Genomic DNA, 24,799 nt, shown 5'->3' with positions numbered 1-24,799 from the left:
AGATGCGCCGCGTTTAACCTGAAGATTTTACGGTGGCGGGGTGACATTCCACTGCGTGTTCGACCTATCAAAAAGGAAAAACGGCCTGAGGTGAAGGGCGACCAGCAGGCATATGCGTCATCAGCGGTCGAGTTAGGGGCATGCGGACCTCCCTGGGATGGACAGCGCTCTCCAAATGGATAAACGCAGTGGTGTCTATTCCCTGGCGCATTTTGCTGTGGGGGTTCGATGTTCAGCGCCCGGTGCGCTTGCCAAAGCTGCCATCGACAAATGGCATCGCGGCGCCAAGCATGCGCAGCATCGCCTCATCTTCGTCGCTTCCGGTTCTGGAGGCTCACGCCTGAGTGCTGCCGCCACCTAGCCAGTCACAGCGGCTGTATCCCAGCCATCAAGGCGCGTTTTATGTCAGCGGGTGTGTCGTGCTGGCTGCTCGTGCCATGCCTGCCCGGCTACAAAAAGCACGTCTTGCCAAGCGATAGAGAAAATTGATAACCCCGGATATTCCCTAGCGCCTTGTGCTATTCATCTGGGTTGTAATTTATTATCAATCTATTCTTATAAGTCGATTGATAATTTGTTCCAGCTGCATGCTGGGATTGCGGTGCAGACCGGTGATCCGGTCGGACGAAGGAGGTGGAATATGCTGCCGGAAGTCCTTATTTTCATCACGCACAGGGTGGTGCTTCATTCGCTGATTCTGAAAAGCGGTTACACGACCTTTGGCCGAGGCGCTGGCAATGCCATCTGCCTGGACAACCCTGCGGTCAGCCGCGACCACGGCGCCTTCTACTACCGCGCGGGCGTGCTGTCGGTAGAGGACCACCACAGCATGAACGGCATCTTCGTCAATGGCATGCGCATGCGCCGCAAGGTGCTTTACTCCGGCGATTACGTTCTCATTGGCTGCTACAAGGTCTTTGTCAAGCATGGCTCGGAGCAACCGCGCAATGCCTATGCCGGATGAGTGCTGCGCGCTGGGCTGGCATTGGCATGCGCGAAGTCCCGCCGAGGCCGCAGCTTGCGTCGCGCTGCCAGAGGGGTGTGCCGCCTTTCCCGAGTGCGCTCAGGGGTTTGCCAGCGCTGCATTCCGCTGTCAGCGGCGCTGCCTACAATCGGCCCCATGCGTTTACCTCACCACCAACTCACGATGACGGTGCTGATGTCTCCGGACATGGCAAATTTCTCTGGCAATGTGCACGGCGGCGCCATTTTGCGCGAGCTCGACAACGTGGCCTACTCCTGCGCAAGTCGCTATGCGGGACGCTATGTGGTGACCTTGAGCGTGGACCAGGTGATGTTTCTGGAGCCCATCCATGTGGGCGAGCTGGTGTCGTTCTACGCCAGCGTCAATTACACGGGGACGTCATCGATGGAGATCGGCATCAAGGTGGTGGCCGAGAACATCCGTGAGCGCAGTGTGCGCCATGTCAACAGCTGCTTTTTCACGATGGTGGCGGTGGACGACCAGCGCAAGCCGGTACCCGTGCCGCCGTTGCAGCCGGAGACCGACGATGAAAAACGCCGCTGGGACGCAGCGCTGACGCGCAAGGAACTGCGCAAGGAGCTGGCACGCCGTTTTGCGCAGACAACGCGCCAGACCGGCTGACGCCTGGCCCCTCGGCCAGTATCGCTGCGAGGCGCTGCGCCCGGTTTTGCCGGGCGATACGGTACGGTTCCATGGAAAAAGGCAAGGGTTGAACCTTGCCTTTTTCTCTTTCTTGGTGGGCAGCGCCACAGAGTGACTGCCTGCAGCGGCTGGATCAGGCCATGTCAGGTCTTGATCCGCACCGACGGCGTTTACCGTGCCTTGTTGGCGTCGCTGGGGCTGTCGCTGAACACGCCATCCACACCCACTTCATAGAACAGCTTGTACTCTGCCGCCACCTTGCCCTTGAAGTCGCTGGCCAGCAGGGTGGCGTCGTTGCGGTAGGCCCAGGGGTGGACAAAGAGCTTGGCCGCGTGCGCCAGCGTGACCAGGTTGGTGGGCGGCATCATTTCGCGGTCGCGGTAGTCCCACTTTCCGTCGTTATTCAGGTCATCGGGCTGGCCATCGCCATTCTTGTCCAGGTAGCGGGCGGAGATGACGTAGGGCTTCCACGGCGAGATGCCGTTGGCATAGGTCTTGATCTGGGCCAGGCCGTCGGCAGTCACCATCTGGGCATAGGTGGTCGAGACGCCGGCCACCGTGAAGTCATAGGGCTGTGCATTGGGTGCCGACAGAAGGATGCTGCCGTCAGCTGCAAGCTCCGGATTGCCATTGATCATCTGCACCAGCCGAACCTGGGTTTTGGCGCGCAAGGTCTTGAGGTGGGCGACTTCCAACGAGCGCACGATCACCGGTGCCGTTTCCTGGGTGTAGCCTGCGGCGGTGAAGGCTGCCAGCAGCTTGTCTTCCATCGCCAGGCCCAGCTGGCTGTGGTAGGTGGGGTTCAAGGTCTGCAGATAGAGGCCGACGGTCTTGCGCTGGCGCTTGGCGTAGGCGATCACATCGTTGAGTGACAGGATGCGGCCAGTGTTGGCGCCGACCGGTGGCGTAGCGGATGCAGGCAGTTTGGCGCGCAGGCTTTGCAGCTCCACCAGGGTGAAGTCAGAGGCAAACCAGCCCTGGTGCGACTGCCCATCGATCAGGCGCAAGGTCCTGCGGTTGGCATAGACGCTGCGGCTGGAGACGTCGGTGATCTCAGTGATGTTGGGTGAGGCCAGGGCGACCAGCTCGCCGTCCTTGCTCATCACCAGGTCGACAGCGATGAAGTTGGCATCCTGGGCGACGGCGGCATCAAAGCTCTCGGTCGTATTGGCGGCCTTGCCGTCGATACTGCTGAGGGAAAAGCTTTGTGGTGCGTTGCCGTCGAGCGTGGGATAGGGCTTGGGATTGGGGTTGGTGCCGCCACCATTGCCCGGGCCCAATTCGGTCTTGCAGGCGGTCAGTGCGGTGATCGCCAGGGCCGCGGCGCACAGGCGCCAGGTACGTTGTCTTTGCATATGCTGGGTGCTCCTCGTCTTATGGTTGGGACGTGGAGAAACAATCTGTGCATATGTAAAGATTAATTACTTTACGCTATGGATGTCCTGCTTTCCACGCTCGAATGGCTATCGTATCCGCAAATCTCGGAGAAATCTCGGTGGCTTGTTGGATCGATGGTACGGCTTGCCTGGGCGGCCAGTGCCACGCACTGCACCACATCGCCGACGACGATGATGCTGGGACTGGCCAGTTTTTCGCGGGCCATCGTGGCGGGCAAATGCGCCAGGTCGGTGATCGCATGGCGCTGCTGGGGCAGGCTGGCATGCTGCACGATGGCCACCGGGGTATCGCCAGGCAAGCCGCTGCCCAGTCCCTGGCTGATGGCCTCGGCACTGGCCACACCCATGTAGATCACCAGGGTCAGGCGTGCATCGTGCGCCGTGCGCGCCAGTTGCGCCCAATCGGGGCCTTGACCGCCTGGCTTGGCATGGCCGGTGATGAACACCACGCCCTGGGCATGGTCGCGGTGGGTCAAGGGGGCGCCCAGGCTGGTCAGCGCGGCGAGCCCGGCGGTCACGCCATTGATGATGCGCGGCTCGATGCCGTGGGCGCGCAAAAACTCCACCTCTTCACCGCCCCGGCCAAAGATAAAGGGGTCGCCGCCTTTGAGCCGCACCACGTTCTCACCGGCTTGCACTTCCTGCAGCATCAGGCGCTGGATAAAGGCCTGGGGCGTGCTCTGGCAGCCGCCGCGCTTGCCCACATGGACGATGCGGGCACTGGCGGGCGCCCACTGCAGCACGGCGTCATTGACCAGGTCGTCCACCAAGAGCACGGTGGCGCGCTGCAAGGCCTTGGCAGCAGCGATGGTGAGCAAGTCCGGGTCGCCCGGGCCGGCACCGACCAGGGTGCACTGGCCCTGGCCTGGTGAAGGCGCATCGGCTGGCGGGTGCGCGGTAAGAGAGGGCAGGCTGCTGTCAGTCATGGTGGGAGGCTTGGGGAGCGGGTTGTATTTGTTGGGCGATGGCCAGCACATGTTCCACTTGCTGGGCCAAGGCAGGGGGCACCGGCAACTGGCCGGCCAGCACGGCCTCGGTGTAGCGCGCGGTGGTGTCCGCATCGCGCTCGCTGGGCAGGCCGGGCACCTGGCTGTCGGTGCCACTGCTGCGTGCCTGCAGCAGCTGGTGCTGGCCCGCGACAAAGCCGTCGTATTGCGGGCTTCGGCGCGGGTCGGCGCAGACCTCGCCCTCCAGCCCGCGCGAGAGCAGCGCGTTGGTCTGCAGCTCGGCCAAGGTGGCCTGGAGCATCGGCAGGTATTCCGGGTGCGTGTAGCTGCCCAGCAAGACGGCCGGGCCTTGCACCGGCTGCAGCAGCTTGGCAATGCTGTGGCCCGGGTTGCGCAGGCCGATGAGCTGGCGCACGGCCAGCAGCTTGGCCAGTGCGGGCAGCAAGGTGGCGGTGTGCACCAAGGCCACTTCCGATGCGGCAATGGTGCCAGTCTGCGCGCGGGGCACTGAACCCAGGCGCTCAAACACGGCAAAGGCCGAGACGCGGCTCGCTTCGGTCTGCATGCCATGCACCAGCACCGGCAGGCCTTCGCGTGCCAGCAGCAAGGCCAGCAGCGGGGTCAAGGTGGGCAGGCGGCGCGCGCCGTTGTAGCTGGGCAGGACCACGGTGGGCAAGGCGGCGCTGCTGTGAAAGCGGGCGATGCGCGCATGGACGGCATCCCAGAGGCCGCACATCTCTTCGGCCGTTTCCCCTTTGATGCGCATGGCAATGCAAAAGGCGCCGATTTCATAGTCGCTGACCCGGCCATCGAGTATCTGCGCCATCACATCGCTGGCCTCGATGCGGCTGAGGGCCTTGGCGCCGCGTGCGCCGCGCCCGATTTCCTTGATGTAGTGCTGTATGGCCATGGCAGTAAAAAATGCGTTCACCCATTATTTTAGGTTTTATATATACGGAAGTAATAAGAAAAATCAGCCCATCCGGCATCTCGGGTATGCCAGGGCACTGCCTGCCGATAGCGCCGGTTAACGAAGATTTGCGCCCCTCTGTATTGCACTGCCATGCTGAACGTCTACTATCTGCATTCTGTGCCACGCCCTTTGGGCTTTTGAAAGGAAAGAACATGTCCGCATCTCCCTCTATGGTCGACGAGCTCCTCGCGCAACTGCAGGGCGCTCCGATCCAGCAGATGGCCCAGAGCCTGGGCCAGAGCGAGGCCCAGACCGAGCAGGCCGTGCAGGCGGCTGTGCCAATGATGTTGGGCGCGCTGGGCAATAACGCGCAAAGCGCGGGTGGCGCCAGTGCCTTGTTCGAGGCGTTGCAACGCGACCATGGCGCGGCAGGCGGTGCTGGCGCAGGCCCAGACCTGGGCGGGCTGCTGGGCTCGCTGTTGGGTGGTGGCGGTGGTGGTGCGCAAGCCGGCGGCTTGGGTGGCCTGGGCGGTCTGGGTGGCATGCTGGGCAGTGTGCTCGGTGGCGCTTTGGGCGGCGGCGCTGCGGCAGGCTCGGGTGCCGGCTCCGCATCGCCTGCGGCCCTGGATGGCGCCAGCATTCTGGGCCATATCTTTGGCGGCCAGCAAGACCAGGCCTCGGCCAATCTGGGCCAGGCCACAGGCCTGGGCGCCAATGCCGGCAACCTGCTCAAGATGCTGGCACCGCTGGTGATGTCGTTCCTCGCGCAGCGTGTCATGTCGGGTGGCCTCAACTCCTCGCAGCTGGGCAATGCGCTGGGCCAGGAAAAAGCCCAGGTGCAGCAGCAAGGCGGCCTGGGCGGCGGCTTGCTGGGCTCGCTGCTGGACCAGAATGGCGACGGCAAACTCGATGTCGGCGACCTGATGAAAATTGGCGGCTCGCTGCTGGGCGGCAAGCGCTAAAGGTGCTGTGGCGGGGCTGGCAAACCCTGGCGGCCCGCCAGGGTAGCCCCGTCTCCGGGCGCAAAAGCGGCCCAGAGCGCCTACACTTTGGGCCCATGACTGAGCTGATATTGGGGATCGAATCCTCTTGTGATGAAACCGGCGTGGCCCTGGTGCGCACCCGTGGCCCAGGCACGGTGCCCGAGCTGCTGAGCCATGCGCTCTACAGCCAGATCGAGATGCACCGCGCCTACGGCGGTGTGGTGCCGGAGCTGGCCAGCCGCGACCATATCCGCCGCGTGCTGCCGCTGACACAAAAAGTGCTGGATGACGCGGGCTGCACGCTCGCGCAGATCGATGCGATTGCCTTTACCCGTGGCCCGGGGCTTGCGGGCGCGTTGCTCGTGGGCTCAGGCGTGGCCTGCGCGATGGCGGCTGCGCTGGACAAGCCGGTGCTCGGCGTGCACCACCTCGAAGGCCATTTGCTCTCGCCGTTTTTGAGCGAAGACCCGCCCGAGTTCCCCTTTGTGGCGTTGCTGGTCTCCGGCGGCCACACGCAGCTGATGCGCGTGGACGGCGTGGGCCGCTACCAGATTCTGGGCGAGACCATCGACGACGCGGCGGGCGAGGCCTTTGACAAATCGGCCAAGCTGCTGGGCCTGCCCTACCCCGGTGGGCCCGAGCTGTCCCGCTTGGCGCAGGGCGGCGACCCGGAGGCCTTCAAGCTTCCACGCCCGTTGCTGCACAGCGGCGATCTCGATTTCTCCTTTGCAGGCCTGAAGACAGCGGTGCTGACCCAGGCGAAAAAGCTGGGCGATGGCCTGGAGGCGCGCAAGGCGGATCTTGCCGCATCGACCCAGGCGGCCATTGTGGATGTGCTGGTGAAAAAGACCTTGAATGCCTTGAAGGAGACCGGCATGCAGCGCGTGGTGGTCGCCGGCGGCGTGGGTGCCAACCGGCTGCTGCGCGAGCAGCTCAACGAGGCCTGCCGCAAGCGCGGCATCCGCGTGCACTACCCCGAGCTGCACCTGTGCACCGACAATGGCGCGATGATTGCGATGGCGGCTGCCATGCGCATCGAAGCGGGGCAGCAGCAGGCCGAGAAGGTCTATGCCTTTGACGTCAAGCCGCGCTGGCCGCTCGATGCGATCGTGCAGCAGCCGACCGCTGCGCAAGAGACATAGACGTTGATACGCTGGTGATGCGCCAGCACAGCATGCAAAAGGGGCCTCCAGGCCCCTTGTGCTTTGTGGTGGCTGCGCTTATGCAATCGCCAGGGTCTGGGTGCTGGGCTGGGTGGTGCTCAGCACCAGCGTCAGCACGCCGTTTGCCAGGCTGGCCTTGGACGCTGCGGCGTCGATGCTGGCAGGCAGCTTCCAGGCGCGCTGGATGCTGCGTGGTGCGCCTTCAATGCTGGTCAGGCGCACGGTCTTGTCCTGCAGCTCGATGCGCAGCTGTTCGCGCGAGAGGCCGGGCACATCGATGCCGATGCTGAACACGGAGCCGTCTTGCTGCACGGTGTCCTGGCTCGTGGTGCCCGTCGTGGTGGCTTGCAGGAAGCGCTGCAGGGCGGCATCCATCGCGGATGGGGAGACAGCGTAGGCCGAGCGGTGCATCAGAGGGGTCATGATCATCTTCAATCCTTGTGAAACAGGGCAGCGGGTTTGCTGCTCGATGACTGATAGTTGGATGAAGAAGCCGCAATTTCAAGAGAAAATTGCTGGCTTTTATTTTTGCAGTGCAGGCCTTGAAAGCCTGCGGATCACGTCCATATGTGTCGCCCGGCCAGCGATCAAGGTGCGCTGAAATTGGCCGGATCGGGCGTGCGCTGCTGGCGCGCCTTGCTGCGCAGATAGGCCTTCGCGGCCGCTTCGGCAGTCGGAGAGTTGCTGGTCTCGCTGCTCGGCTCGGGCGTGCTGGGCTCGCTGTCCGCTGCTGCGGGCGCACCGCTGCGTGCACGTGCAATGGCCTGGCCCAGCTCGACCACCGACATCGCGTAAAAGCTCGAGAGGTTGTAGCGCGTGATGGTGTAGAAGTTGGGCGTGCCCACGACGTAATGGGTTGCAGCGCTCGCGTTGGGCAGCTCGATCAGTGCCAGCGGGCCATTGTGCTGGTCGCCTGGTGCCTGGATGCGCAGGCCCAGTGCGGCCATCTCGGCGGCGCTGAAGCTCGGCTTGATATCGGGGGCCAGCAAGGTCTCCAGCTGTGCGGCCGTGCTGTTCACCTGCACATCGTAGTAGGCCGGCATGCCGCGCTGCCAGCCATGGGCGACAAAGTAGTTGGCCACCGAGCCGATCGCATCGGCCGTGCTGCCAAACAGGTTGATCTTGCCGTCGCCATCAAAATCGACCGCGTAGTTGGACCAGCTGGTCGGCATGAACTGGGGCATGCCCATGGCGCCGGCATAGCTGCCCACCGTGTCGAAGGGGTTGCTGTCGGTGAGGTAGGCCGTGGCCAGGAACTGCTCGAGCTCGCCCCGGAAGTACTTGGCCCGGTCGGCCGCGCGCGGGTGGCTGGCGGGATAGTCAAAGGCCAGGGTGGCGAGCGCATCAACCACCGTGAAGTTGCCCATCTGCTGGCCGTAGATGGTCTCGACCCCGATGATGCCGACGATGTACTCGGCCGGCACCCCATAGGTCTGCTCGGCACGCGCGAGCGTGGCGGCGTTCTCGTTCCAGAAGCGCAGGCCGGCGCGGATGCGGATCGGCTCGACAAAGCGGCTGCGGTAGCCGCGCCAGTTTTTGACACCAGCGGGCCCCGTGCGCGGCGTCATCAGGCGCTGCACGGTGGCATTGAAGCGGGCTTGCTTGATGCTGGCGCGCAGCCAGGCCTCATCGATATGGCGGCGCTCGGCGACTTCGCGGACAAAGGCTTCGGCCTCGGGCCGGTTGGCATAGCTGGATGCGGTGGGGGCGGAATCAACGCTGCGGGACTTGTTGGTCGTGCTCTTTTGTGCGTAGGCGCCCGTTGCGCACAGGCCGGCGCAAAGGAGGGCCACAGTGGTCTGAAGAATTCGGTGCATGGGGTTTTATACCTTGTTTGCCAGGGCCCGCAGGCGGGACCAGGGCAGAAGTCGTAATTGTTTGCGAAGCGCTGCCAGCTCGGCCTTGGGCGCTGCCTCGCCGGTGGCATGCGCGTAGCGCTGGCGCTCCATCGCCTTGAGCCATTGGCCAAAGGCGGGCGCCACCTCGGGTGCCTGGGCGTGCAGCATGCGGGCCAGCGCGCGCGGCGTGGCCGCATGGCCCTGGGCGGCCTCGGGCAAGCCCGCCTGGCGCAGGCGTTTGCGTGCCTGGCCCAGCAGGGCCAGCCAGGGGTCTGTGCGCCTGCGCTGGTACTGCAGGGCCAGCACCACGATGATGGCTGCTGCCAGCACCAGGCCACCCAGAATGCGCACCAGATCCATCCAGTTGGGGCTGGACAGGCCCAGCTTGCTGAGCATGTCCATTTGCTCGCGCTGGGTGTAGTTCAGCACCCACTGGTTCCAGCTGTTGTTGACCGCTTCCCAGACCGCGCGCATGCGCTGCAGCCCGTTGATGGTGGCGGCATTGCTGACGCTGAAGCCCATGAAGTTGGGGGTGTTGAGGCGCTGTGCAGCGCCGACACGGCCGGGGCTCACTGCGCCTGTCGGATCAAACCGCACCCAGCCTTGTTCTTCGCCCAGCCACACTTCGGCCCAGGCATGGGCATCGGCCTGGCGCACGGTCCAGTAGCCGTCGACGCTGTTGGCTTCGCCCCCTTGGTAGCCGGTCACAATGCGTGCGGGCACGCCGGCGCTGCGCAGTGCAATCACAAAGGCGGCCGAGATATGCTCGCAAAAGCCTTCCTTGCGGTCGAACCAGAACTGGTCGGCCGCCTGGCCGGTGTAGACGCCCGGGTCCAGCGTATAGGTGTAGCCGCCGCTGCGCAGCTGCCCCAGCAGGCGCTGCACCAGTTGGGCGCTGCGGTCGGGGCGCTCGCCCACCTCGGCGCTCAGCTGCGCCACCCAGGCCTGGGTGCGCGGGTTGCTGCTCGCCGGCAGCCGGCGGTTAAAGGCCAGCTCGCGCTTGCCCGCCTGCATGCCAAACTGGTAGCGCGTGTGGCTCTCCACCGCGATGCGGGTCACCTCGGTGATGGGCCGGTTGCTGAGCCACTGCAGATCGCCGGTGCTGTAGGCGCGGCCGCGTGGCAGCACGGGCGCCTCTCGGGTCAGGTCCAAGGTCAGCAGCCAGGGCTTTTGGTGCGGCTCCAGGGTCAGCTCGTAGCGCAGTGCCTCGCCTTCGGTGCGGATGTCGGCAAACATCCGGTCATCGGGATTGCGAAAGCTGGGCGTCGCGCGCCAGGTCGTGCCATCGAAATCGGACAGCACCGGCCCGCGCCAGTACAGCTGGTTGGCGGGGGGCGGCCGGTTTTGCGGTGTGTCGAACTTGACGCGAAACGCAATGCCCTCGTCCTGGGCCAGCGATGCGACCGAGCCCACGGTCATCTCCTCGGACAGGCCGGTCTTGGCCGTCGGGTTCTGGGGCACGCCCCAGAGCGGCGCCATGCGCGGAAAAAAGACAAACAGCGCCAGCGTGAGTGGCGCGCCAATGGCCACCATCTTCAGCGACAGGCCTGCCGCAAACTTGAGCGAAGGCTGGCCCACCGGCATATGCGCATGGACCAGCGCAGTGAGCAAGCCCACCAGGCCGATGGCAATGGCCAAGGCCGTCAGCAGCGACTGCGAATGCAAAAAGTTGGCAATCAGCGCAAAAAAGCCGAGGAAGAAAATGACCATCGCATCGCGCTTGGCACGCAGCTCCATGGTCTTGAGCGTCAGCAGCATGCTGACCAGCGTGACGCCGGCATCGGCGCCCAGGATGGTGCGGTAGCTGAACAAGGTCAGCCCGACGACCAGCACCAGCAGGGCCAGCAGCTGCCAGCGGCCGGGCAGGGGCTTTTGCAAAAGCGCAATGCGGCCGCGCCAGGCAAGCAAGGCATAGGCGAGTGCCGAGGCCCACAGCGGCAAGGTGGCCGTGAGCGGCAGCAGTATCCAGCCAACGACGGCGAGCAAAAAGAGGGTATCGCGCGCCTCGCGTGGCAGGCTGGACCAGCGGCTGGTGCCTGCGGTGTGGGCAGGGTTGAAAACAGAGGGCATTGTGGTGCTCCTAGGCCAGCGCCAGTGCGCGCAGACAGGCCTGGCGGTGTGCGGGCCCGCTGTCGGCGGCTTGCTCGGCGTTGGCCGCTCCCAAACGCAGTCCGTAGCGCAGGCCTTGCTGGTCGGCCATCACCACCCAGGCGGCCAGGCGCGAGAGCTGGGCTTCACGTTCTGCCAGGCCGCATTGGCTGGCATCGAGCCACAGGTCCTGCTGCGCCTGGTGCTGGTTGTCGCGCACGACAAAATGGCCGCTGCCTGTGGCCAGCGAGGTCGCCGCTTTCTTCCAGACCACCAGCTTGAGCGGGTCTCCGCGCCGGTAGCTGCGCACGCCATCAAACTCCCCACTGCTGGCCCGCAGGCTGGCGCTGCTGCCGGTGCCGGCATCGGCCAGGCCCAGCGGCAGCGGCGGTGGGTTGGTTTCTGGGCAGGGATAGACCAGAGCCTTTTCGGTGGTTCTAAAGACGGTCCACATGCGAAAAACGCCGAGTGGAAAGCGCGTCTCGACCAGCACCGCAGGCAGGTTTTGGTAGCCGCGCCGCTCGGCGGGCGTGCTCAGTTGCATGGGGGTGCTGGCTTGCGCGGGGGCGTCCACCTGGCTGAGTTCATGGCCTTGGTAGTGGCGTATGCCCAGTGCATAGCGGCTGCGCCGGCTGGGGTTGTCCAGGCGCAGATCCAGGCGCAGCGGCTGGCCGGCAAACTGGGCTTCGGGGGCATGCAGCTCCAGCTGGAGACCCAGCAGATTGCGGTAGCCGATACCCACCGACACCAGCGCCGCGCCGGTGAGCATGAAGGTCAGCAAAAAGCCCAGGTTGAGCTGAAAGTTGATGCTGGTCACCAGCAGTACCAGCAAGGTGAGCGCTAGCATCCAGCCCGCACGCGTGGGCAGCAGGTAGAGGTTGCGGCGGCTGACGGCATGGCGGCTGGCGCTGGGCAAATGGGCCAGCCACCACTGGCGCATGCGCTGGCGAAGCCGCTGGACAGGGCGGTTGCGGGGCTGCCCTGAAGCCGCTGGGGGCGCACTCACGCTACTGCAGCGCCACGCTGTCCATCATCGCGCGCACCTGCTCAACCGCGCTGCGCCCCGAGGTGCTGACCGGCACGAGCCGGTGCGCGGTGGTCTGCGGCAGGATGGCCTGCACATCATCGGGCGCGACATAGTCGCGGCCCTGGATCAAGGCCTGCGCCTTGGCGGCCCGGATGAGGCCAATGCCTGCGCGCGGGGACAGGCCCTGCACAAACCACTGGCCCGAGCGGGTAGCCGCGATCAGCGCCTGCACATAGTGGATCAGTGCATCGCTGGCGCGCACGCTGGAGACTTCCTGCTGCAGGAACTTCAGCTCGACGGCCGAAGTGAGTGCCGGCAACTGGTTGGCGATGTCGCGGTGGCCTTGGCCGGCCAGCAGCTGGAACTCGGCGGCCTGGTCGGGGTAGCCCAAGGAGATGCGCATCAGGAAGCGGTCGAGCTGGCTCTCGGGCAGCGCATAGGTGCCCAGCTGGTCGAGCGGGTTCTGCGTGGCGATGACAAAGAAAGGCTGGGGCAGTGGGCGCGTGGCACCCTCGACCGTCACCTGTTTTTCTTCCATGGCCTCCAGGAGCGCGCTTTGCGTCTTGGGGCTGGCGCGGTTGATCTCATCGGCCAGCAAAACCTGGGTGAATACGGGGCCGGGATGGAACACAAAGGCCTGCTGCTCGCGCTCATAGACCGACACGCCGGTCAAGTCGCTGGGCATCAGGTCTGCAGTGAATTGCACCCGCGCAAACTGCAGCCCCAAGGTGCGGGCCAGCGCATGCGACAGCGTGGTCTTGCCCACGCCCGGTACGTCTTCAATCAGCAGATGTCCTCCCGCCAGCAAACAAGTCAGACAATCCTGAACCTGCGCCGGTTTCCCCACAATCACCGTGTTAAGCTGAGTCAATAATTTTTGTATGGTGTGCTGTGTCTGCATACCAGCACAATAAACGACAAAGGCAGTTAAGGAGACGAAAACTGTGTCCAAGACAGGTTATTTCAGCCATCGTGATTGCTGGCTGCACGACATGGGGCCTGCCCACCCGGAATGCGCTGCTCGCCTGGATGCGATTGAAGACCGCTTGCTGATCACCGGGGTGGGGGACGCGTTGGAGCGGCGCGACGCCCCCAAGGCCAGCATGTCCGATCTGGAACTGGGCCATGAGCGCCTGCACATTGCGTCGATCCGTGGCCTGTCCGAAATGGCGGCCGACAACCAGGCCATCGGCGGCCCGCAAACGCTGATGCTGGACACCGACACCGCCGTCAACGGTGCCACCTGGAATGCCGCGCTGCGCGCCTGCGGCGCAGCGCTGGCTGCCACCGATGCGGTGATCAGCGGCGAGATGGAAAACGCCTTTTGCGCCGTGCGCCCGCCGGGCCACCATGCAACGCGCAAGCAGGCCATGGGCTTTTGTTTTTTCAACAATGTCGCCGTTGCCGCCAAGTATGCGCTGATGCGCCACCAGCTCAAGCGCGTAGCGATTGTCGATTTTGATGTGCACCACGGCAATGGCACCGAGGACATCTGCGCCGGCGACCCGCACATTCTGATGGTGGGCATATTCCAGCACCCCTTCTACCCGCATTCGGGCGACAAGGACCCGGCGGCCAATATGCTCAATGTGCCGGTGCCAGCCTACACCAAGGGCATGGACATCCGCGAGATCGTCGAGACCTACTGGATCCCGCGCCTCGAGGAATTCAAGCCCGAGATGGTCTTCATCAGCGCGGGCTTTGATGCCCACCGCGAAGACGACATGGGCCAGCTGGGCATGGTCGAGGCCGACTACGCCTGGATCACCCACCGCATCAAGGACATTGCGCGGCGCTTCAGCAAGGGCCGCATCGTCTCCTGTTTGGAAGGCGGCTATGTGATGACGCCGCTGGCGGCCAGCGTGGAAGCCCATATCCGCGTGCTCGCCGATCTGTAAACACCTTTTGAGGACCTGGCCATGACGGACAGCAAGCTGCTGGTGCAGACCCGCGATGCGCGCGGTGTGGTGACCTTGTGCATGAATGATGCGGCGCGCTTCAATGCGCTGGGCGATGAGATGCTCGCTGCCTTGCGCGCCGCGCTGGCCGCCATTGCGCAGGATCCATCGGTGCGCGTGGTGGTGCTGGCCGCGCAGGGCCGGGCCTTTTGCGCGGGCCACAACCTCAAGGACATGGCGGCCCATCCTGACCGCGCCTGGTACCAGGACCTGTTCAACCGCTGCAGCCAGGTGATGATGGCGATCCAGAAGCTGCCGGTGCCCGTGATCGCGCGGGTGCAGGGCATGGCGACCGCTGCCGGCTGCCAGCTGGTGGCGCAGTGTGACCTGGCCGTTGCCAGCAGCGAGGCCAGCTTTGCCACCAGCGGCATCCAGTACGGCCTGTTCTGCGCCACGCCCAGTGTGCCCCTGGTGCGCAACATGCCCATCAAGCAGGCGATGGAGATGCTGCTGACGGGCGAATTCATCAGCGCCGAGCAGGCCCTGGCCCAGGGCCTGGTCAACCGGGTGGCCGCGCCCGAGCAGCTCGATGCCGAGCTGGAAAAGCTGGTCGCAGCCATCGTCAGCAAACCCGCCGCTGCCGTGCGCATGGGCAAAGCCCTCGTCTACCAGCAGCGGGAGCTGGGCATCGAAGCGGCCTACCAGATGGCCAGCCAGTGCATGGCCACCAACATGATGGACAGCAATGCGCAGGAAGGCGCGCAGGCCTTTGCGCAAAAGCGCAAGCCGGTCTGGTCTTAGCCCCAGGCTGCGCTCAGCCGCGCCTCCCAGGAACTCTGCCGCTCCTACAAACGGCAGCGCCCTATCGGTGATACGGTACGGAACCAGCATATGCTTGCGCGTATGCTTTTTTTGGACCCTATGAGACCGGCGCATGGATATCTTTGATCGTTTACTACAGGACTTTGAGCAGGCCAGCACCTGGCAGGAACTGGCCGTTCTGGTGATTTGCATTGGCCTGGCCTGGTTGCTGACGCGCAGCTTTTACCGCCACCGCGACGATGGCAAGCCCTCGGTATGGTTTGGCAAGACGGCCTGGGGCGGGGCGCTGTTCCCGCTGCTGGCGCTGCTGTTCACTGCAGCGGCCCGCATGCTGGTGGAGCACTACCAGCCGGTGTTCTTGCTGCGGCTGGCGGTGCAGATTCTGCTGTCGCTGGCGGTGATCCGCCTGGTGGCCCGGGTGCTGGCCAAGACCTTTCCCAACTCCACCTTGGTGCGCCTGATCGAGCGGATTTTCTCGTGGCTGGCCTGGGGCGTCGCGGTGCTGGGCATCCTGGGTGTGCTGCCGCAGGTGATGGCCCAGCTCGATGCCGTGCAGTTCGCCTTTGGCAAGACGTCGATATCGGTGCTGGAGCTGTTCCAGGGGGCGATATCGGTGGGCATGGTGATGCTGGTGGTGCTGTGGATTTCGACCACCTTCGAGCAGCGCGTGATCGACGACATGGTCAAGGACCTGTCGATGCGCAAGATGGCCGTGAACCTCACGCGCATGTTGCTGATCACGGTCGGCCTGCTGGTGGCGCTGTCGCTGGTGGGGGTCGATCTGACGGCACTGTCGGTGCTGGGTGGTGCCTTCGGGGTCGGCCTGGGCTTTGGCATGCAGAAGATCGCCTCCAACTATGTCAGCGGCTTTTTGGTGCTGATCGAGCGGGCCTTGCGCATTGGCGACAACGTGCGCGTCGATGGTTTTGAAGGACGCATCACCGACATCCGCACACGCTACACCGTCATCCGTGCCTCCAACGGGCGCGAGTCGATTGTCCCCAATGAGACCTTGATCACCCAGCGGGTGGAAAACCTCACCGATGCCGACCAGAAGTTCAATCTGACGACCCAGATTGTCGTGGGCGCAGACAGCGATGTCGCGCAGGTGCGCGAGGTCTTGAAGAGCGCCGCACTGGCGCAGGCCCGGGTGCTGGCCAAGCCCGAGCCCTCGGTATTCCTGGTGAATTTCGCGCCTGACGGGCTGGAGTTCAGCCTGAGCTTTTACATCAACGATCCGATGAACGGCCAGGCCAATGTGAAGTCGGCGGTCAATATTGCTGTGCTCGAGGGCTTGCGCGCTGCCAGCATCGAGATTCCGTTCCCGCAACGTGTTTTGCATATCCAGAACAATAGCGGCGGTGCAATACCTGCCAGCCAGGGCTGATGAACCGCCAACTTGTGCGGAAAATGGAGGCTGCTGCGCAGCGATGCGCCGATAATTGGTCGTTATGGCTCGTCTGGTCATAAAAAAGCACGACCGTGCTGTTTTTGTGCGATGATGGCCTGATCCATGCCCATGGCTGAGTGGCCGCGCCAACGCGCCGCCACTGGCGCAAACCTATTGAACAACTCAGGAGTCGAGGTTTATGAAAGTACTGGTACCCGTCAAACGCGTGGTGGACTACAACGTCAAGGTGCGCGTCAAGAGCGATGGCTCGGGAGTGGACATTGCGAACGTGAAGATGTCGATGAACCCCTTTGATGAAATCGCGGTGGAAGAGGCCGTGCGTTTGAAGGAAAAGGGTGTGGTCACCGAGATCATCGCCGTGAGCTGCGGCGTGACCCAGTGCCAGGAAACCCTGCGCACGGCGATGGCCATTGGTGCGGACCGCGCCATCCTGGTCGAAACTGGCGAAGAGCTGCAGCCGCTGGCGGTCGCCAAGCTCTTGAAAGCGCTGGTGGACAAAGAGCAGCCAGGTTTGGTGATCTGCGGCAAGCAAGCGATTGACGACGACGCCAACCAGACCGGTCAGATGCTGGCAGCGCTCGCTGATCTGCCCCAGGCCACCTTCGCCTCCAAGGTCGAAGTCGCTGGCGACAAAGTCAACGTGACCCGCGAAGTGGACGGCGGTCTGGAGACCCTGTCTCTGTCCATGCCCGCCGTCATCACCACCGACCTGCGCCTCAACGAGCCGCGCTACGTCACCTTGCCCAACATCATGAAGGCCAAGAAAAAGCAGCTCGACACGTTGAAGCCAGAAGACCTGGGTGTGGACGTGAGCCCGCGCCTGAAGACCTTGAAGGTGCAGGAACCCGCCAAGCGCGGCGCTGGCGTGAAGGTGCCCGATGTGGCGACCCTGATCGACAAGCTCAAGAACGAAGCAAAAGTAATCTAAGCCTGCCGCTCAAAGGAATACCAAAATGACCGCACTCGTTATTGCAGAACACGACAACCAAACGATCAAGACCGCCACGCTCAACACCGTCACCGCAGCCCTGGCTTGCGGCGGCGATGTGCATGTGCTGGTAGCAGGCGTTGGCGCAGCTGCTGCAGCCCAGGCCGCAGCCCAGATCGCAGGCGTTGCCAAAGTCATCCTGGCCGAAGGCCCGGCACTGAAAGACGGCCTCGCTGAAAACCTGGCCGCGCAGGTGCTGGCGATTGCCGGCAACTACAGCCACATCCTGGCGCCAGCGACGGCCTCGGGCAAGAACGTGGCGCCACGCGTGGCAGCCAAGCTCGACGTCGCCCAGATCAGCGACATCACCAAGGTCGTGAGCGCCGACACCTTCGAGCGCCCCATCTACGCGGGCAATGCCATTGCCACCGTGCAGTCGATCGATGCGACCAAGGTCATCACCGTGCGCGGCACCGGCTTTGATGCAGCCGCAGCCACCGGCGGCTCGGCTGCGGTCGAGAACGCAGCAGCGGTTGCTGACAGCGGCAAGAGCAGCTTTGTGGGCCGCGAAGTGACCAAGAACGACCGCCCAGAACTCACGGCCGCCAAGATCATCGTCTCCGGTGGCCGCGCGCTGGGCAGCGCCGAGAAGTTCAACGAAGTGATGACCCCGCTGGCCGACAAGCTGGGCGCAGCCATTGGCGCGAGCCGCGCTGCAGTGGACGCGGGCTACGCGCCCAACGACCTGCAAGTGGGCCAGACCGGCAAGATCGTCGCGCCCCAGCTGTATGTGGCAGCGGGCATCTCGGGCGCCATCCAGCATTTGGCCGGCATGAAGGACTCCAAGGTGATCGTGGCGATCAACAAGGACGAAGAAGCGCCGATCTTCAGCGTGGCCGACTATGGTCTGGTGGCTGACCTGTTTGAAGCCGTGCCTGAGATGGCCAGCAAGCTGTAACAACGTGCCAGCAGCCACCCCACGCCGCAACAGCATCCCGCTGACGCTGGGTGTGATGGGCAACGTGGTGGCCGCGAGACGCATCTGAAGGCATCCCCTGGGGGATGCCTTTTTTGTATGCGCGGCGCACCCCCAAAACCACAAGCAACGATAAGACGAGGAGACAACGATGAGCTACAAGGCACCTGTCAAGGACATGCTGTTTGCGATGGAGCACCTGGCCCGCATCGACCAGGTGGCACAGATCCCCGGGTTTGAAGAAGCGGGGCTGGAGACGGCACAGGCCGTGCTGGAGGAATGTGCACGCTTTAACGAAGAGGTGGTGGCGCCGCTGAATGTGGTGGGCGACCTGCAGCCCTCGACCTGGAAGGATGGCCAGGTCAGCACCACGGTGGGATTCAAGGAGGCCTTTGCGCAGTATGTGCAAGGCGGATGGCAGGGCCTGCAGCACCCGGTGGATGCCGGCGGCCAGGGCTTGCCCAAGACGATTGGCGCAGCCTGTGTGGAGATGCTCAACAGCGCCAACATGAGCTTTGCGCTCTGCCCCTTGCTCACCGATGGCGCGATCGAGGCCTTGCTGACGGCTGGCAGCGATGCGCTGAAAACGACCTACCTGGACAAGCTGGTCTCCGGCCAGTGGACCGGCACGATGAACCTGACCGAGCCCCAGGCCGGCTCGGACCTGGCGCTGGTGCGCACGCGCGCCGAGCGGCAGGGCGATGGCAGCTACCAGGTGTTTGGCACCAAGATCTTCATCACCTACGGTGAGCACGACATGGCCGAGAACATCGTGCACCTGGTGCTGGCCCGGGTGGCGGGGGCCCCCGATGGCGTCAAGGGCATCAGCCTGTTTGTGGTGCCCAAGTTCCTCGTCCATGCCGATGGCACGCTGGGTGCGCGCAACGATGTGCACTGCGTGAGCATCGAGCACAAGCTGGGCATCAAGGCATCGCCCACCTGTGTGCTGCAGTATGGCGACCAGGGCGGCGCTACCGGCTTCTTGGTGGGCGAGGAAAACCGGGGCCTGGAGTACATGTTCATCATGATGAACGCGGCCCGCTATGCGGTGGGCCTGCAAGGCGTGGCCATTGCCGAGCGGGCCTACCAGCAGGCCGCCGCCTTTGCCAAGGAGCGTGTGCAAAGCCGCCCGGTCGATGGCAGCGTGGCGGGCAGCGCCACCATCATCCACCACCCCGATGTGCGCCGCATGCTGATGACCATGCGCGCTTATACCGAAGGCTGCCGCGCGATGGCCTTGACGGCAGCTGCCGCCTTTGATGCCGCCCATGCCCATCCCGACCAGCAGGTGCGCCAGGACAACCAGGCCTTCTACGAATTCATGGTGCCGCTCATCAAGGGCTACAGCACGGAGATGAGCCATGAGGTGACCAGCCTGGGCGTGCAGGTGCACGGCGGCATGGGCTTTATCGAGGAGACGGGCGCCGCCCAGCACTACCGCGACGCCAAGATTTTGACCATCTACGAAGGCACCACCGCCATCCAGGCCAATGACCTGGTGGGCCGCAAGACCGCGCGCGACGGCGGCCAGGCCGCGCGTGGCATCGCCAGTCAGATCGAACAGACGGAGCAGGCCTTGAAGGCCAGCAGCTCGGGCGCGGCCCAGGCCTTTGCACGCAGCTTGGCGCAGGCGCGGCAGGACTTTTTGGCGGTGGTCGACTACGTGGTGGCCGGCAGCAAGACCGCGCCCAACGATGTGTTCGCGGCCAGCGTGCCGTACCTGATGCTGGCGGGCAATCTGGTGGCGGGCTGGCAGATGGGCCGGGCCTTGCTGGCAGCCGAGCAGCAACTGAGCCAAGGCGCGGGCGACAAGGCGTTTCTCGAAGCCAAGGTGACAACCGCGCATTTCTATGCCACGCATATTTTGGTAAAAACCTCGGCATTGCGCGAAGAAGTTCTGCACGGTGCGGCCCCGGTGATGGCGCTGCCGCAGGACAGTTTCTGAGCGCCATGCCCCCCATCTGAAGCCCCTCTCGCGCCTTGGCCAAGGCGCCTGGGGTCTGCGCCGCCCAGGCGGTGCAGAAGGCTTTTGCCCTTTGAAGGAGACCTTGTATGTCCAAGCTTCCCGGCGCGTTGCAGAACGTGCCTTTTCCGGTCATCGGCTCACCGCTGTTCATCGTCAGCAACCCCCAGTTGCTGATTGCGCAGTGCAAGGCCGGCATCGTCGGCTCCATGCCCGCGCTCAATGCCCGCCCGGCCGAGCAGCTCGATGACTGGCTGGCCGAAATCACCGAAACCCTGGCCGCACACAACCGCGCCCACCCTGACCAGCCCGCCGCGCCGTTTGCGATCAACCAGATCGTGCACCGGACCAATGAGCGCCTGGAGCATGACATGGCGCTGTGCGAAAAGTACAAGGTGCCCATCTTGATCACCTCGCTGGGTGCGCGTGAGGACGTGTTCCAGGCCGCCCATTCCTGGGGCGGTGTGGTGATGCACGACATCATCAACAACAGCTTTGCACACAAGGCCATCGACAAGGGCGCCGATGGCCTGATTGCCGTGGCAGCTGGTGCCGGTGGCCATGCGGGCATCAAGAGCCCGTTTGCGCTGGTGCAGGAAATCCGCGAATGGTTTGACGGCCCGCTGGCCTTGTCGGGCAGCATTGCGCATGGCCGTGCCGTGCTGGCCGCCCAGGCCATGGGCGCCGACTTTGCCTATATCGGCTCGGCCTTTATCGCCACCGATGAGGCGCGTGCGGTGGAAGAGTACAAGCAGATGATTGTCAGCTCCAACTCGGACGACATCATCTACAGCAACCTCTTTACCGGCGTGCATGGCAACTACCTGAGCCCGTCGATCCGCGCGGCCGGCATGGACCCGGACAACCTGCCGGTCTCCGACCCCAGCTCGATGAGCTTTGGCAAGGACCGCAAGGCCTGGAAAGACATCTGGGGCAGTGGCCAGGGCATTGGCGCCGTCAAGCAGGTGGTGCCCGCTGCCGAGCTGGTGGCCCGGCTCAAGCGCGAGTACTTTGAGGCCCGCGATGCGCTGCTGGCCAGCAGCCCGAGCCGCGCAGCGGCCCCTGCACAGGCAGCGTAACGCGCAGATACCAACACCGGCCGCCGGGGCTGAACTTTGGCCCAGCGGCACTGTCCAACCACGTTTGACGGCTACGGTGTGATGCGATGGAGAAACAGTTTTTTGCCCAGGGTGGCGCCCAGCCGCTGCAGCGCCGCCGCTGCCTGGTATGGGCTGCCGCTGGCCTGGTGGCTGGGGCTGGCCTTGTGACCAGTGCGGCGCAGGCTGCCGATACCCCGCTACCCGCAGGCGCGCGCAGCATCCGCATCAGCCAGGCGCAGCTGCAGCAGGCGGTCGCTGCCAAGTTTCCGCTGGCCCGCTCCTGGCAGGGCATGGTCGTCATCCAGCTGCAAAAGCCCAGTGTGCAATTGCTGGCAGCCAGCAACAGCCTGCGTGCCGCCTTCGATATCTGGGTGACCGAGAAGCTGATGGGCAACGAATACCCCGGCCAGATGACCCTGGACTTTGGTCTGGCCTTCCAGGATGCCGATGCCAGCATCCGCCTGCACAACGTGCGCGTGCAGCAGCTGCAGATGCAGGGCGTGCCCGCTGCCTACCAGGGCATGTTCCAGACCTATGCGCCCCGCCTGGCCGAGCAGGTGCTGCAAGGCCTGCTGGTCTATGAGCTGCCCGCCAGCCAGCGCATGCTGTTGCAAGGCCTGGGCTACACGGTCGAGCGCATGGAGGTGCAGGACCAAGGCCTGCGCATTGTGCTGGCGCCCAAAACGGCCACTGCTGCGCCAGCGCGTTAGGCCAGCGTGTAGGGGTAGTCGACGGATAGGCCCGGTGCCAGTTGCTCCATCAGCGCCAAGGCTTGCGGCGCCACATCCTGCCCCTGGTCTTGCGCCGCTTCCAGCTGCGCCATCAGATCGGCCAGTTGCAGCCATTGCCCGGCATCGATGCCCAGTGGCTGGGGCAGGGCGTCAGGCCCGGCACTGTGGTCCAGAAAGGCGACGGCCTGCTGCTGGTCACGGCTCAGCAGCCAGGCATCGCCGGTGCCCGAGCAGGCAAACACCCACCAGTCCTGGCCCAGCTTGGCCAGCGGGGCATCGCGCCCCCAGGTTTCCTGGGCAGCGGCCAGGTGGTCCAGCAGCACAAAATCGCCGGCGATCTCGGTCGTAGGCAGGCCATGGCCGGGCATCAGGCCAGGCACCACGGCGGGCCAGGGGCTGCCGGGCCAGAGCCGCTCGGCAATGGCGGCCGGGGCTTGCAGGGCCAGCATCTCAGTCGTTGCCTTCCTTGCGGGCGGGCGATTTGCCGGTCAAGCGGTCCTTGATGGTCAGCACCCGGGTGACAGCGCTGCCCATGCCCATCAGCTGCAGGGCCGTGTCGGGGTTGAGGCGCTGCACATCGTCAAACCAGGTCATCAGTTTGTCGATCAGGTCGTACATCTCCTGCATGCGCTGCTGGGCGTACTGCTCGTCGGCGGAATGGGTTTCCTGCAGCAGGGCGGAGCGCAGCATCGACTGCGTGGGTTCGATTTCGCGGCGGCGGCGCTCTTCGGCCAGGGTGCGAAAGATCTCCCAGACATCGGCCGGCGCTTCAAAGTATTCGCGCCGGTCACCCGGCTGGTGGCGCATATGCACCAGGCGCCAGGATTGCAGCTCCTTCAAGCCCATGCTGACATTGGAGCGCGAGAACGACAGGCCCTCGGCAATCTCGTCGGCATTGATGGGCTGGGGCGAGAGAAAGATCAGCGCATAGATCTGGCCCACGGTGCGGTTGATGCCCCAGCGGCTGCCCATCTCGCCAAAATGTGACACGAATTGGCGGGTGAGCTCGGGCAGCGGGGTGGGGGCTTGTTTCATGGCGCTGATTATCGGTTTTTTCTGGAAAAGCTGAAACGCCAGGCTGCGATGGCCTGGAGCGCAGCCCGCCGCGCTTTGTAAAGACGGCATATTTCGCTCGGTCCCCGGGGCAGCCCCGTCAACGCAGGCAGAAACAACGGCGTTACATATGGAGTGGCACTGCGCGCGCGGTGCCACACCCTTGTCAGAACATTGCCAGCCTGCTTTGCAATGGCTTGCCCATTGCGGGGCCGCTGGCCAGAGACTATCTTGCCTACCACAACAACCCATAACAAACGAAATCTGTGGCTGGACATGACCAAAGGGGCTTGCTGTGCTGCCATTGTCTGGCACCACCTGGCTTTCTACGGCCCGATGTCGGATGTCGCAGCGCAAGTCACCCCCGGCATCATTGACTGGCTGGCGGAATATGCGCGCATTGCCGTGCAGATTTTCCTGGTCATGGGCGGCTTTCTGTCGGCGGCCAGCCTGGCCCCGCAAGGTGTGGCCCGCTTTGGCAGCCCGCTGGCCAAGATCGGCCAGCGCGCGCTGCGCCTGCTCGCGCCTTATTCCGTCGCGCTGTTGCTGGCTGTGTTCATCGCAGCGCTGGTGCGGCCCTGGTTTGCCCATGAATCCGTACCCGCCGAGCCTACCTGGCAGCAGCTGATCGCCAATGCGCTGATGCTGCAGGACATCAGCGGCGAAGATGCGCTGTCGGCCGGTGTCTGGTATGTGGCGATCGATTTTCAGCTGTTCGCCGCCGTCACCTTGCTGTTTGCATGGAGCCGCCGCTGGGCCCGCCAATGGCTGGGCCTGCAACTGGGCCAGTGGGTCGTGCTGGCGCTCACGGCCTTGTCGCTGCTGGTGTTCAACCGCCACAGCGAGCTGGACATGTGGTTTGTCTACTTTATCGGTGCCTATGGCATGGGCATGCTGGCTTTCTGGGGCAGCCAAAGCGCCAAACCCTGGTCCTGGACGGCCTGCCTGCTCGCTTTTGGTCTCGTGTCACTGGAAGTGGATTTCCGCCTGCGCATTGCGGTGGCACTGTGCGGCTCCGTCGCGCTGCTGTGGCTGATGCGCCTGCCGGCAGACAGCCGCCTGGTCGACTGGCTGGGCCGCCAGGCGCCTGTGCGCTGGCTGCAGTCGCTGGGCCAAATGGGCTACTCGGTGTTTCTGGTGCACTTTTCCATCGTGGTGCTGTGCAACGCGGTGGTCTCGCATGTCTGGCCGAGCCAGCCCTGGCTCAACTGGCTGGGCATGGGCCTGGCCTTTGCGCTGTCGCTGCTGGCCGGGCGCGCGCTCTACCTGGGGGTGGAGGCGCGTACGCCCAGCCTGCGCTCTGTTGCCCGCTGGGAGCTGGGCCTGGTCGGGGGCGGCCTGCTGGTGACCCTGGTGGGGGCGCGCTTGTCGATGTAGGCAGGCCCTTGCCGGCCCTTGCCGGCGCTTGTCGGTTGACCGCTCAGCGGTGCAGATCGCCGGCGCGCTCGGGCTGGTAGCTGATGCCGGTCACACGCACCGTCATCGTCTTTCCGCCCACGGACGGCCAGGCCAGCTCATCGCCAATCGCCAGGCCCAGCAGCGCACTGCCCACGGGTGCAAATACCGAAATCTTGCTGCTGGTGTCGTCCAGGTCCTTGGGGTAGACCAGGGTCAGCTGGAACTGCTTGCCCGATTCGGCAATGTCAAAGTTCACCGTGGAGTTCATCGTCACCACATCCGGCGGAATATCGCTGGGCTCCACAATATCGGCGCGGGCAATCTCGGCCTCCAGATCCGCCTTGCCGGGGAAGGCACTGGCCGGCATCGCCTCCAGCAGCGCTTCCAGGCGGTCCACATCCAGGGATGACAGGATGAGTTGGGGTTTGCGAGACATGAAAACTTCCTCCGGAGTATGTAATCCCCGAATGTAGGCCAAGCCCCATTTCGCACCAAAACGGTGCGAATAGCCCTGGTGTGCGCGGCGCTTGCAGAGG

The 24,799-nt window shown here is 64.4% G+C and carries 26 protein-coding genes; 15 read left to right on the top strand and 11 right to left on the bottom strand.

What is annotated here, in order from left to right:
* Positions 1-175: 175 nt before the first annotated feature.
* The 3 genes from WH265_RS05165 to WH265_RS05155 all read left to right on the top strand — a co-directional run bounded on the left by WH265_RS05165 (position 176) and on the right by WH265_RS05155 (position 1,606).
* A complete protein-coding gene (locus WH265_RS05165) occupies positions 176-361 on the top strand; it encodes a hypothetical protein (RefSeq protein ID WP_339557575.1) in 186 nt (61 codons plus the stop codon).
* 318 nt (positions 362-679) lie between these two features.
* Positions 680-964 (top strand): FHA domain-containing protein, encoded by a 285-nt coding sequence (locus WH265_RS05160; RefSeq protein WP_339557574.1) that lies wholly within the window; start codon positions 680-682, stop codon positions 962-964.
* Between the two features lie 156 nt (positions 965-1,120).
* On the top strand, positions 1,121-1,606 hold the full coding sequence (locus WH265_RS05155; RefSeq protein ID WP_116927295.1) for an acyl-CoA thioesterase: 486 nt from the start codon (positions 1,121-1,123) through the stop codon (positions 1,604-1,606).
* 191 nt (positions 1,607-1,797) lie between these two features.
* On the opposite strand, the gene WH265_RS05150 is transcribed toward WH265_RS05155, so the two are convergent.
* The 3 genes from WH265_RS05150 to ybiB all read right to left on the bottom strand — a co-directional run bounded on the left by WH265_RS05150 (position 1,798) and on the right by ybiB (position 4,881).
* Entirely contained in the window at positions 1,798-2,982 is a 1,185-nt protein-coding gene (locus WH265_RS05150; protein ID WP_339557572.1) for a glycerophosphodiester phosphodiesterase family protein, read from the bottom strand.
* A gap of 71 nt (positions 2,983-3,053) precedes the next feature.
* On the bottom strand, positions 3,054-3,950 hold the full coding sequence (cobA, locus tag WH265_RS05145) for a uroporphyrinogen-III C-methyltransferase (RefSeq protein ID WP_339536309.1): 897 nt from the start codon (positions 3,948-3,950) through the stop codon (positions 3,054-3,056).
* Positions 3,943-4,881 (bottom strand): DNA-binding protein YbiB, encoded by a 939-nt coding sequence (gene ybiB, locus WH265_RS05140; protein WP_339521188.1) that lies wholly within the window; start codon positions 4,879-4,881, stop codon positions 3,943-3,945. Before ybiB ends, cobA begins: the two co-directional genes overlap by 8 nt.
* 215 nt (positions 4,882-5,096) lie before the next feature.
* Between ybiB and WH265_RS05135 the strand changes: the two genes are divergently transcribed.
* Together WH265_RS05135 and tsaD are read left to right on the top strand one after the other, a co-directional pair.
* A complete protein-coding gene (locus WH265_RS05135) occupies positions 5,097-5,846 on the top strand; it encodes a DUF937 domain-containing protein (protein WP_339521187.1) in 750 nt (249 codons plus the stop codon).
* A 95-nt stretch (positions 5,847-5,941) separates the two neighbouring features.
* Positions 5,942-7,009 carry a tRNA (adenosine(37)-N6)-threonylcarbamoyltransferase complex transferase subunit TsaD gene (tsaD, locus tag WH265_RS05130; protein ID WP_021026946.1) on the top strand — a complete coding sequence of 356 codons (1,068 nt, stop codon included), beginning with the start codon at positions 5,942-5,944 and terminating at the stop codon, positions 7,007-7,009.
* A gap of 78 nt (positions 7,010-7,087) precedes the next feature.
* Here the strand turns inward: tsaD and WH265_RS05125 are convergent, their stop codons facing one another.
* On the bottom strand, positions 7,088-7,459 hold the full coding sequence (locus WH265_RS05125) for an Hsp20/alpha crystallin family protein (RefSeq protein ID WP_339557571.1): 372 nt from the start codon (positions 7,457-7,459) through the stop codon (positions 7,088-7,090).
* On the opposite strand from WH265_RS05125, the gene WH265_RS05120 reads away from it, so the two are divergent.
* Positions 7,452-7,631: a hypothetical protein gene (locus tag WH265_RS05120; protein WP_339521184.1), complete on the top strand. Its 180-nt coding sequence runs from the start codon at positions 7,452-7,454 to the stop codon at positions 7,629-7,631. The two genes, WH265_RS05125 and WH265_RS05120, sit on opposite strands and share 8 nt — an antisense overlap.
* Here the strand turns inward: WH265_RS05120 and mltB are convergent.
* The 4 genes from mltB to WH265_RS05100 all read right to left on the bottom strand — a co-directional run bounded on the left by mltB (position 7,618) and on the right by WH265_RS05100 (position 12,884).
* Positions 7,618-8,847 carry a lytic murein transglycosylase B gene (mltB, locus tag WH265_RS05115; protein ID WP_339557570.1) on the bottom strand — a complete coding sequence of 410 codons (1,230 nt, stop codon included), beginning with the start codon at positions 8,845-8,847 and terminating at the stop codon, positions 7,618-7,620. The genes WH265_RS05120 and mltB overlap by 14 nt on opposite strands.
* 6 nt (positions 8,848-8,853) lie before the next feature.
* Positions 8,854-10,938 carry a transglutaminase family protein gene (locus WH265_RS05110; RefSeq protein ID WP_339557569.1) on the bottom strand — a complete coding sequence of 695 codons (2,085 nt, stop codon included), beginning with the start codon at positions 10,936-10,938 and terminating at the stop codon, positions 8,854-8,856.
* Positions 10,939-10,948: 10 nt separating this feature from the next.
* Positions 10,949-11,896: a DUF58 domain-containing protein gene (locus WH265_RS05105; protein WP_339557568.1), complete on the bottom strand. Its 948-nt coding sequence runs from the start codon at positions 11,894-11,896 to the stop codon at positions 10,949-10,951.
* A 67-nt stretch (positions 11,897-11,963) separates the two neighbouring features.
* On the bottom strand, positions 11,964-12,884 hold the full coding sequence (locus tag WH265_RS05100) for an AAA family ATPase (RefSeq protein WP_339521180.1): 921 nt from the start codon (positions 12,882-12,884) through the stop codon (positions 11,964-11,966).
* A gap of 43 nt (positions 12,885-12,927) precedes the next feature.
* Here WH265_RS05100 and WH265_RS05095 point away from each other — a divergent pair, with 43 nt between their 5' ends.
* From WH265_RS05095 to WH265_RS05060, 8 genes are all read left to right on the top strand, one after another.
* Positions 12,928-13,881: a histone deacetylase family protein gene (locus tag WH265_RS05095; RefSeq protein ID WP_312987274.1), complete on the top strand. Its 954-nt coding sequence runs from the start codon at positions 12,928-12,930 to the stop codon at positions 13,879-13,881.
* Between the two features lie 21 nt (positions 13,882-13,902).
* A complete protein-coding gene (locus WH265_RS05090; protein WP_339557567.1) occupies positions 13,903-14,682 on the top strand; it encodes an enoyl-CoA hydratase in 780 nt (259 codons plus the stop codon).
* Between the two features lie 133 nt (positions 14,683-14,815).
* Positions 14,816-16,090 (top strand): mechanosensitive ion channel family protein, encoded by a 1,275-nt coding sequence (locus WH265_RS05085; RefSeq protein ID WP_021026939.1) that lies wholly within the window; start codon positions 14,816-14,818, stop codon positions 16,088-16,090.
* Positions 16,091-16,292: 202 nt separating this feature from the next.
* Positions 16,293-17,042 carry an electron transfer flavoprotein subunit beta/FixA family protein gene (locus WH265_RS05080; protein ID WP_339557566.1) on the top strand — a complete coding sequence of 250 codons (750 nt, stop codon included), beginning with the start codon at positions 16,293-16,295 and terminating at the stop codon, positions 17,040-17,042.
* Between the two features lie 25 nt (positions 17,043-17,067).
* Positions 17,068-18,000: an electron transfer flavoprotein subunit alpha/FixB family protein gene (locus WH265_RS05075; RefSeq protein ID WP_339557565.1), complete on the top strand. Its 933-nt coding sequence runs from the start codon at positions 17,068-17,070 to the stop codon at positions 17,998-18,000.
* 169 nt (positions 18,001-18,169) lie between these two features.
* Positions 18,170-19,963, top strand: coding sequence for an acyl-CoA dehydrogenase (locus WH265_RS05070; protein WP_339557564.1), 1,794 nt, complete (start codon positions 18,170-18,172; stop codon positions 19,961-19,963).
* A gap of 107 nt (positions 19,964-20,070) precedes the next feature.
* Positions 20,071-21,060: an NAD(P)H-dependent flavin oxidoreductase gene (locus WH265_RS05065; RefSeq protein ID WP_339536288.1), complete on the top strand. Its 990-nt coding sequence runs from the start codon at positions 20,071-20,073 to the stop codon at positions 21,058-21,060.
* A gap of 86 nt (positions 21,061-21,146) precedes the next feature.
* Positions 21,147-21,791, top strand: a complete 645-nt coding sequence (locus WH265_RS05060) for a hypothetical protein (protein ID WP_339557563.1) — start codon at positions 21,147-21,149, stop codon at positions 21,789-21,791.
* Here the strand turns inward: WH265_RS05060 and WH265_RS05055 are convergent.
* Positions 21,788-22,261, bottom strand: coding sequence for a hypothetical protein (locus tag WH265_RS05055; protein WP_021026934.1), 474 nt, complete (start codon positions 22,259-22,261; stop codon positions 21,788-21,790). The two genes, WH265_RS05060 and WH265_RS05055, sit on opposite strands and share 4 nt — an antisense overlap.
* Before the next feature lies 1 nt (position 22,262).
* Entirely contained in the window at positions 22,263-22,847 is a 585-nt protein-coding gene (locus WH265_RS05050) for a GbsR/MarR family transcriptional regulator (protein WP_239808945.1), read from the bottom strand.
* A gap of 210 nt (positions 22,848-23,057) precedes the next feature.
* Here WH265_RS05050 and WH265_RS05045 point away from each other — a divergent pair, with 210 nt between their 5' ends.
* Complete coding sequence (locus WH265_RS05045) at positions 23,058-24,242, top strand: acyltransferase family protein (RefSeq protein WP_339557560.1); 1,185 nt, start codon at positions 23,058-23,060, stop codon at positions 24,240-24,242.
* Between the two features lie 43 nt (positions 24,243-24,285).
* Here WH265_RS05045 and rnk read toward each other — a convergent pair whose 3' ends face one another.
* Positions 24,286-24,699: a nucleoside diphosphate kinase regulator gene (gene rnk, locus WH265_RS05040; RefSeq protein WP_021026932.1), complete on the bottom strand. Its 414-nt coding sequence runs from the start codon at positions 24,697-24,699 to the stop codon at positions 24,286-24,288.
* Positions 24,700-24,799 lie beyond the last annotated feature (100 nt).

This window comes from Comamonas sp. MYb396, from assembly GCF_037479555.1.
In the GTDB taxonomy this organism is placed as follows: Bacteria; Pseudomonadota; Gammaproteobacteria; order Burkholderiales; family Burkholderiaceae_C; genus Comamonas.
This window is presented reverse-complemented; position numbering and strand designations above follow the sequence as displayed.

Coding starts and splice junctions, on each gene's coding strand:
- cobA (WP_339536309.1), bottom strand. CDS start 3,950: ATGACTGACAGCAGCCTGCCCTCTCTTACCGCGCACCCGCCAGCCGAT.
- mltB (WP_339557570.1), bottom strand. CDS start 8,847: ATGCACCGAATTCTTCAGACCACTGTGGCCCTCCTTTGCGCCGGCCTG.
- WH265_RS05100 (WP_339521180.1), bottom strand. CDS start 12,884: ATGCAGACACAGCACACCATACAAAAATTATTGACTCAGCTTAACACG.
- WH265_RS05045 (WP_339557560.1), top strand. CDS start 23,058: ATGGCTTGCCCATTGCGGGGCCGCTGGCCAGAGACTATCTTGCCTACC.
- WH265_RS05060 (WP_339557563.1), top strand. CDS start 21,147: ATGGAGAAACAGTTTTTTGCCCAGGGTGGCGCCCAGCCGCTGCAGCGC.
- WH265_RS05080 (WP_339557566.1), top strand. CDS start 16,293: ATGAAAGTACTGGTACCCGTCAAACGCGTGGTGGACTACAACGTCAAG.
- WH265_RS05085 (WP_021026939.1), top strand. CDS start 14,816: ATGGATATCTTTGATCGTTTACTACAGGACTTTGAGCAGGCCAGCACC.
- WH265_RS05135 (WP_339521187.1), top strand. CDS start 5,097: ATGTCCGCATCTCCCTCTATGGTCGACGAGCTCCTCGCGCAACTGCAG.
- WH265_RS05155 (WP_116927295.1), top strand. CDS start 1,121: ATGCGTTTACCTCACCACCAACTCACGATGACGGTGCTGATGTCTCCG.
- WH265_RS05165 (WP_339557575.1), top strand. CDS start 176: ATGGATAAACGCAGTGGTGTCTATTCCCTGGCGCATTTTGCTGTGGGG.
- WH265_RS05050 (WP_239808945.1), bottom strand. CDS start 22,847: ATGAAACAAGCCCCCACCCCGCTGCCCGAGCTCACCCGCCAATTCGTG.
- ybiB (WP_339521188.1), bottom strand. CDS start 4,881: ATGGCCATACAGCACTACATCAAGGAAATCGGGCGCGGCGCACGCGGC.
- WH265_RS05110 (WP_339557569.1), bottom strand. CDS start 10,938: ATGCCCTCTGTTTTCAACCCTGCCCACACCGCAGGCACCAGCCGCTGG.
- WH265_RS05150 (WP_339557572.1), bottom strand. CDS start 2,982: ATGCAAAGACAACGTACCTGGCGCCTGTGCGCCGCGGCCCTGGCGATC.
- WH265_RS05065 (WP_339536288.1), top strand. CDS start 20,071: ATGTCCAAGCTTCCCGGCGCGTTGCAGAACGTGCCTTTTCCGGTCATC.
- WH265_RS05105 (WP_339557568.1), bottom strand. CDS start 11,896: ATGCGCCAGTGGTGGCTGGCCCATTTGCCCAGCGCCAGCCGCCATGCC.
- tsaD (WP_021026946.1), top strand. CDS start 5,942: ATGACTGAGCTGATATTGGGGATCGAATCCTCTTGTGATGAAACCGGC.
- WH265_RS05055 (WP_021026934.1), bottom strand. CDS start 22,261: ATGCTGGCCCTGCAAGCCCCGGCCGCCATTGCCGAGCGGCTCTGGCCC.
- rnk (WP_021026932.1), bottom strand. CDS start 24,699: ATGTCTCGCAAACCCCAACTCATCCTGTCATCCCTGGATGTGGACCGC.
- WH265_RS05090 (WP_339557567.1), top strand. CDS start 13,903: ATGACGGACAGCAAGCTGCTGGTGCAGACCCGCGATGCGCGCGGTGTG.
- WH265_RS05075 (WP_339557565.1), top strand. CDS start 17,068: ATGACCGCACTCGTTATTGCAGAACACGACAACCAAACGATCAAGACC.
- WH265_RS05070 (WP_339557564.1), top strand. CDS start 18,170: ATGAGCTACAAGGCACCTGTCAAGGACATGCTGTTTGCGATGGAGCAC.
- WH265_RS05120 (WP_339521184.1), top strand. CDS start 7,452: ATGATCATCTTCAATCCTTGTGAAACAGGGCAGCGGGTTTGCTGCTCG.
- WH265_RS05125 (WP_339557571.1), bottom strand. CDS start 7,459: ATGATCATGACCCCTCTGATGCACCGCTCGGCCTACGCTGTCTCCCCA.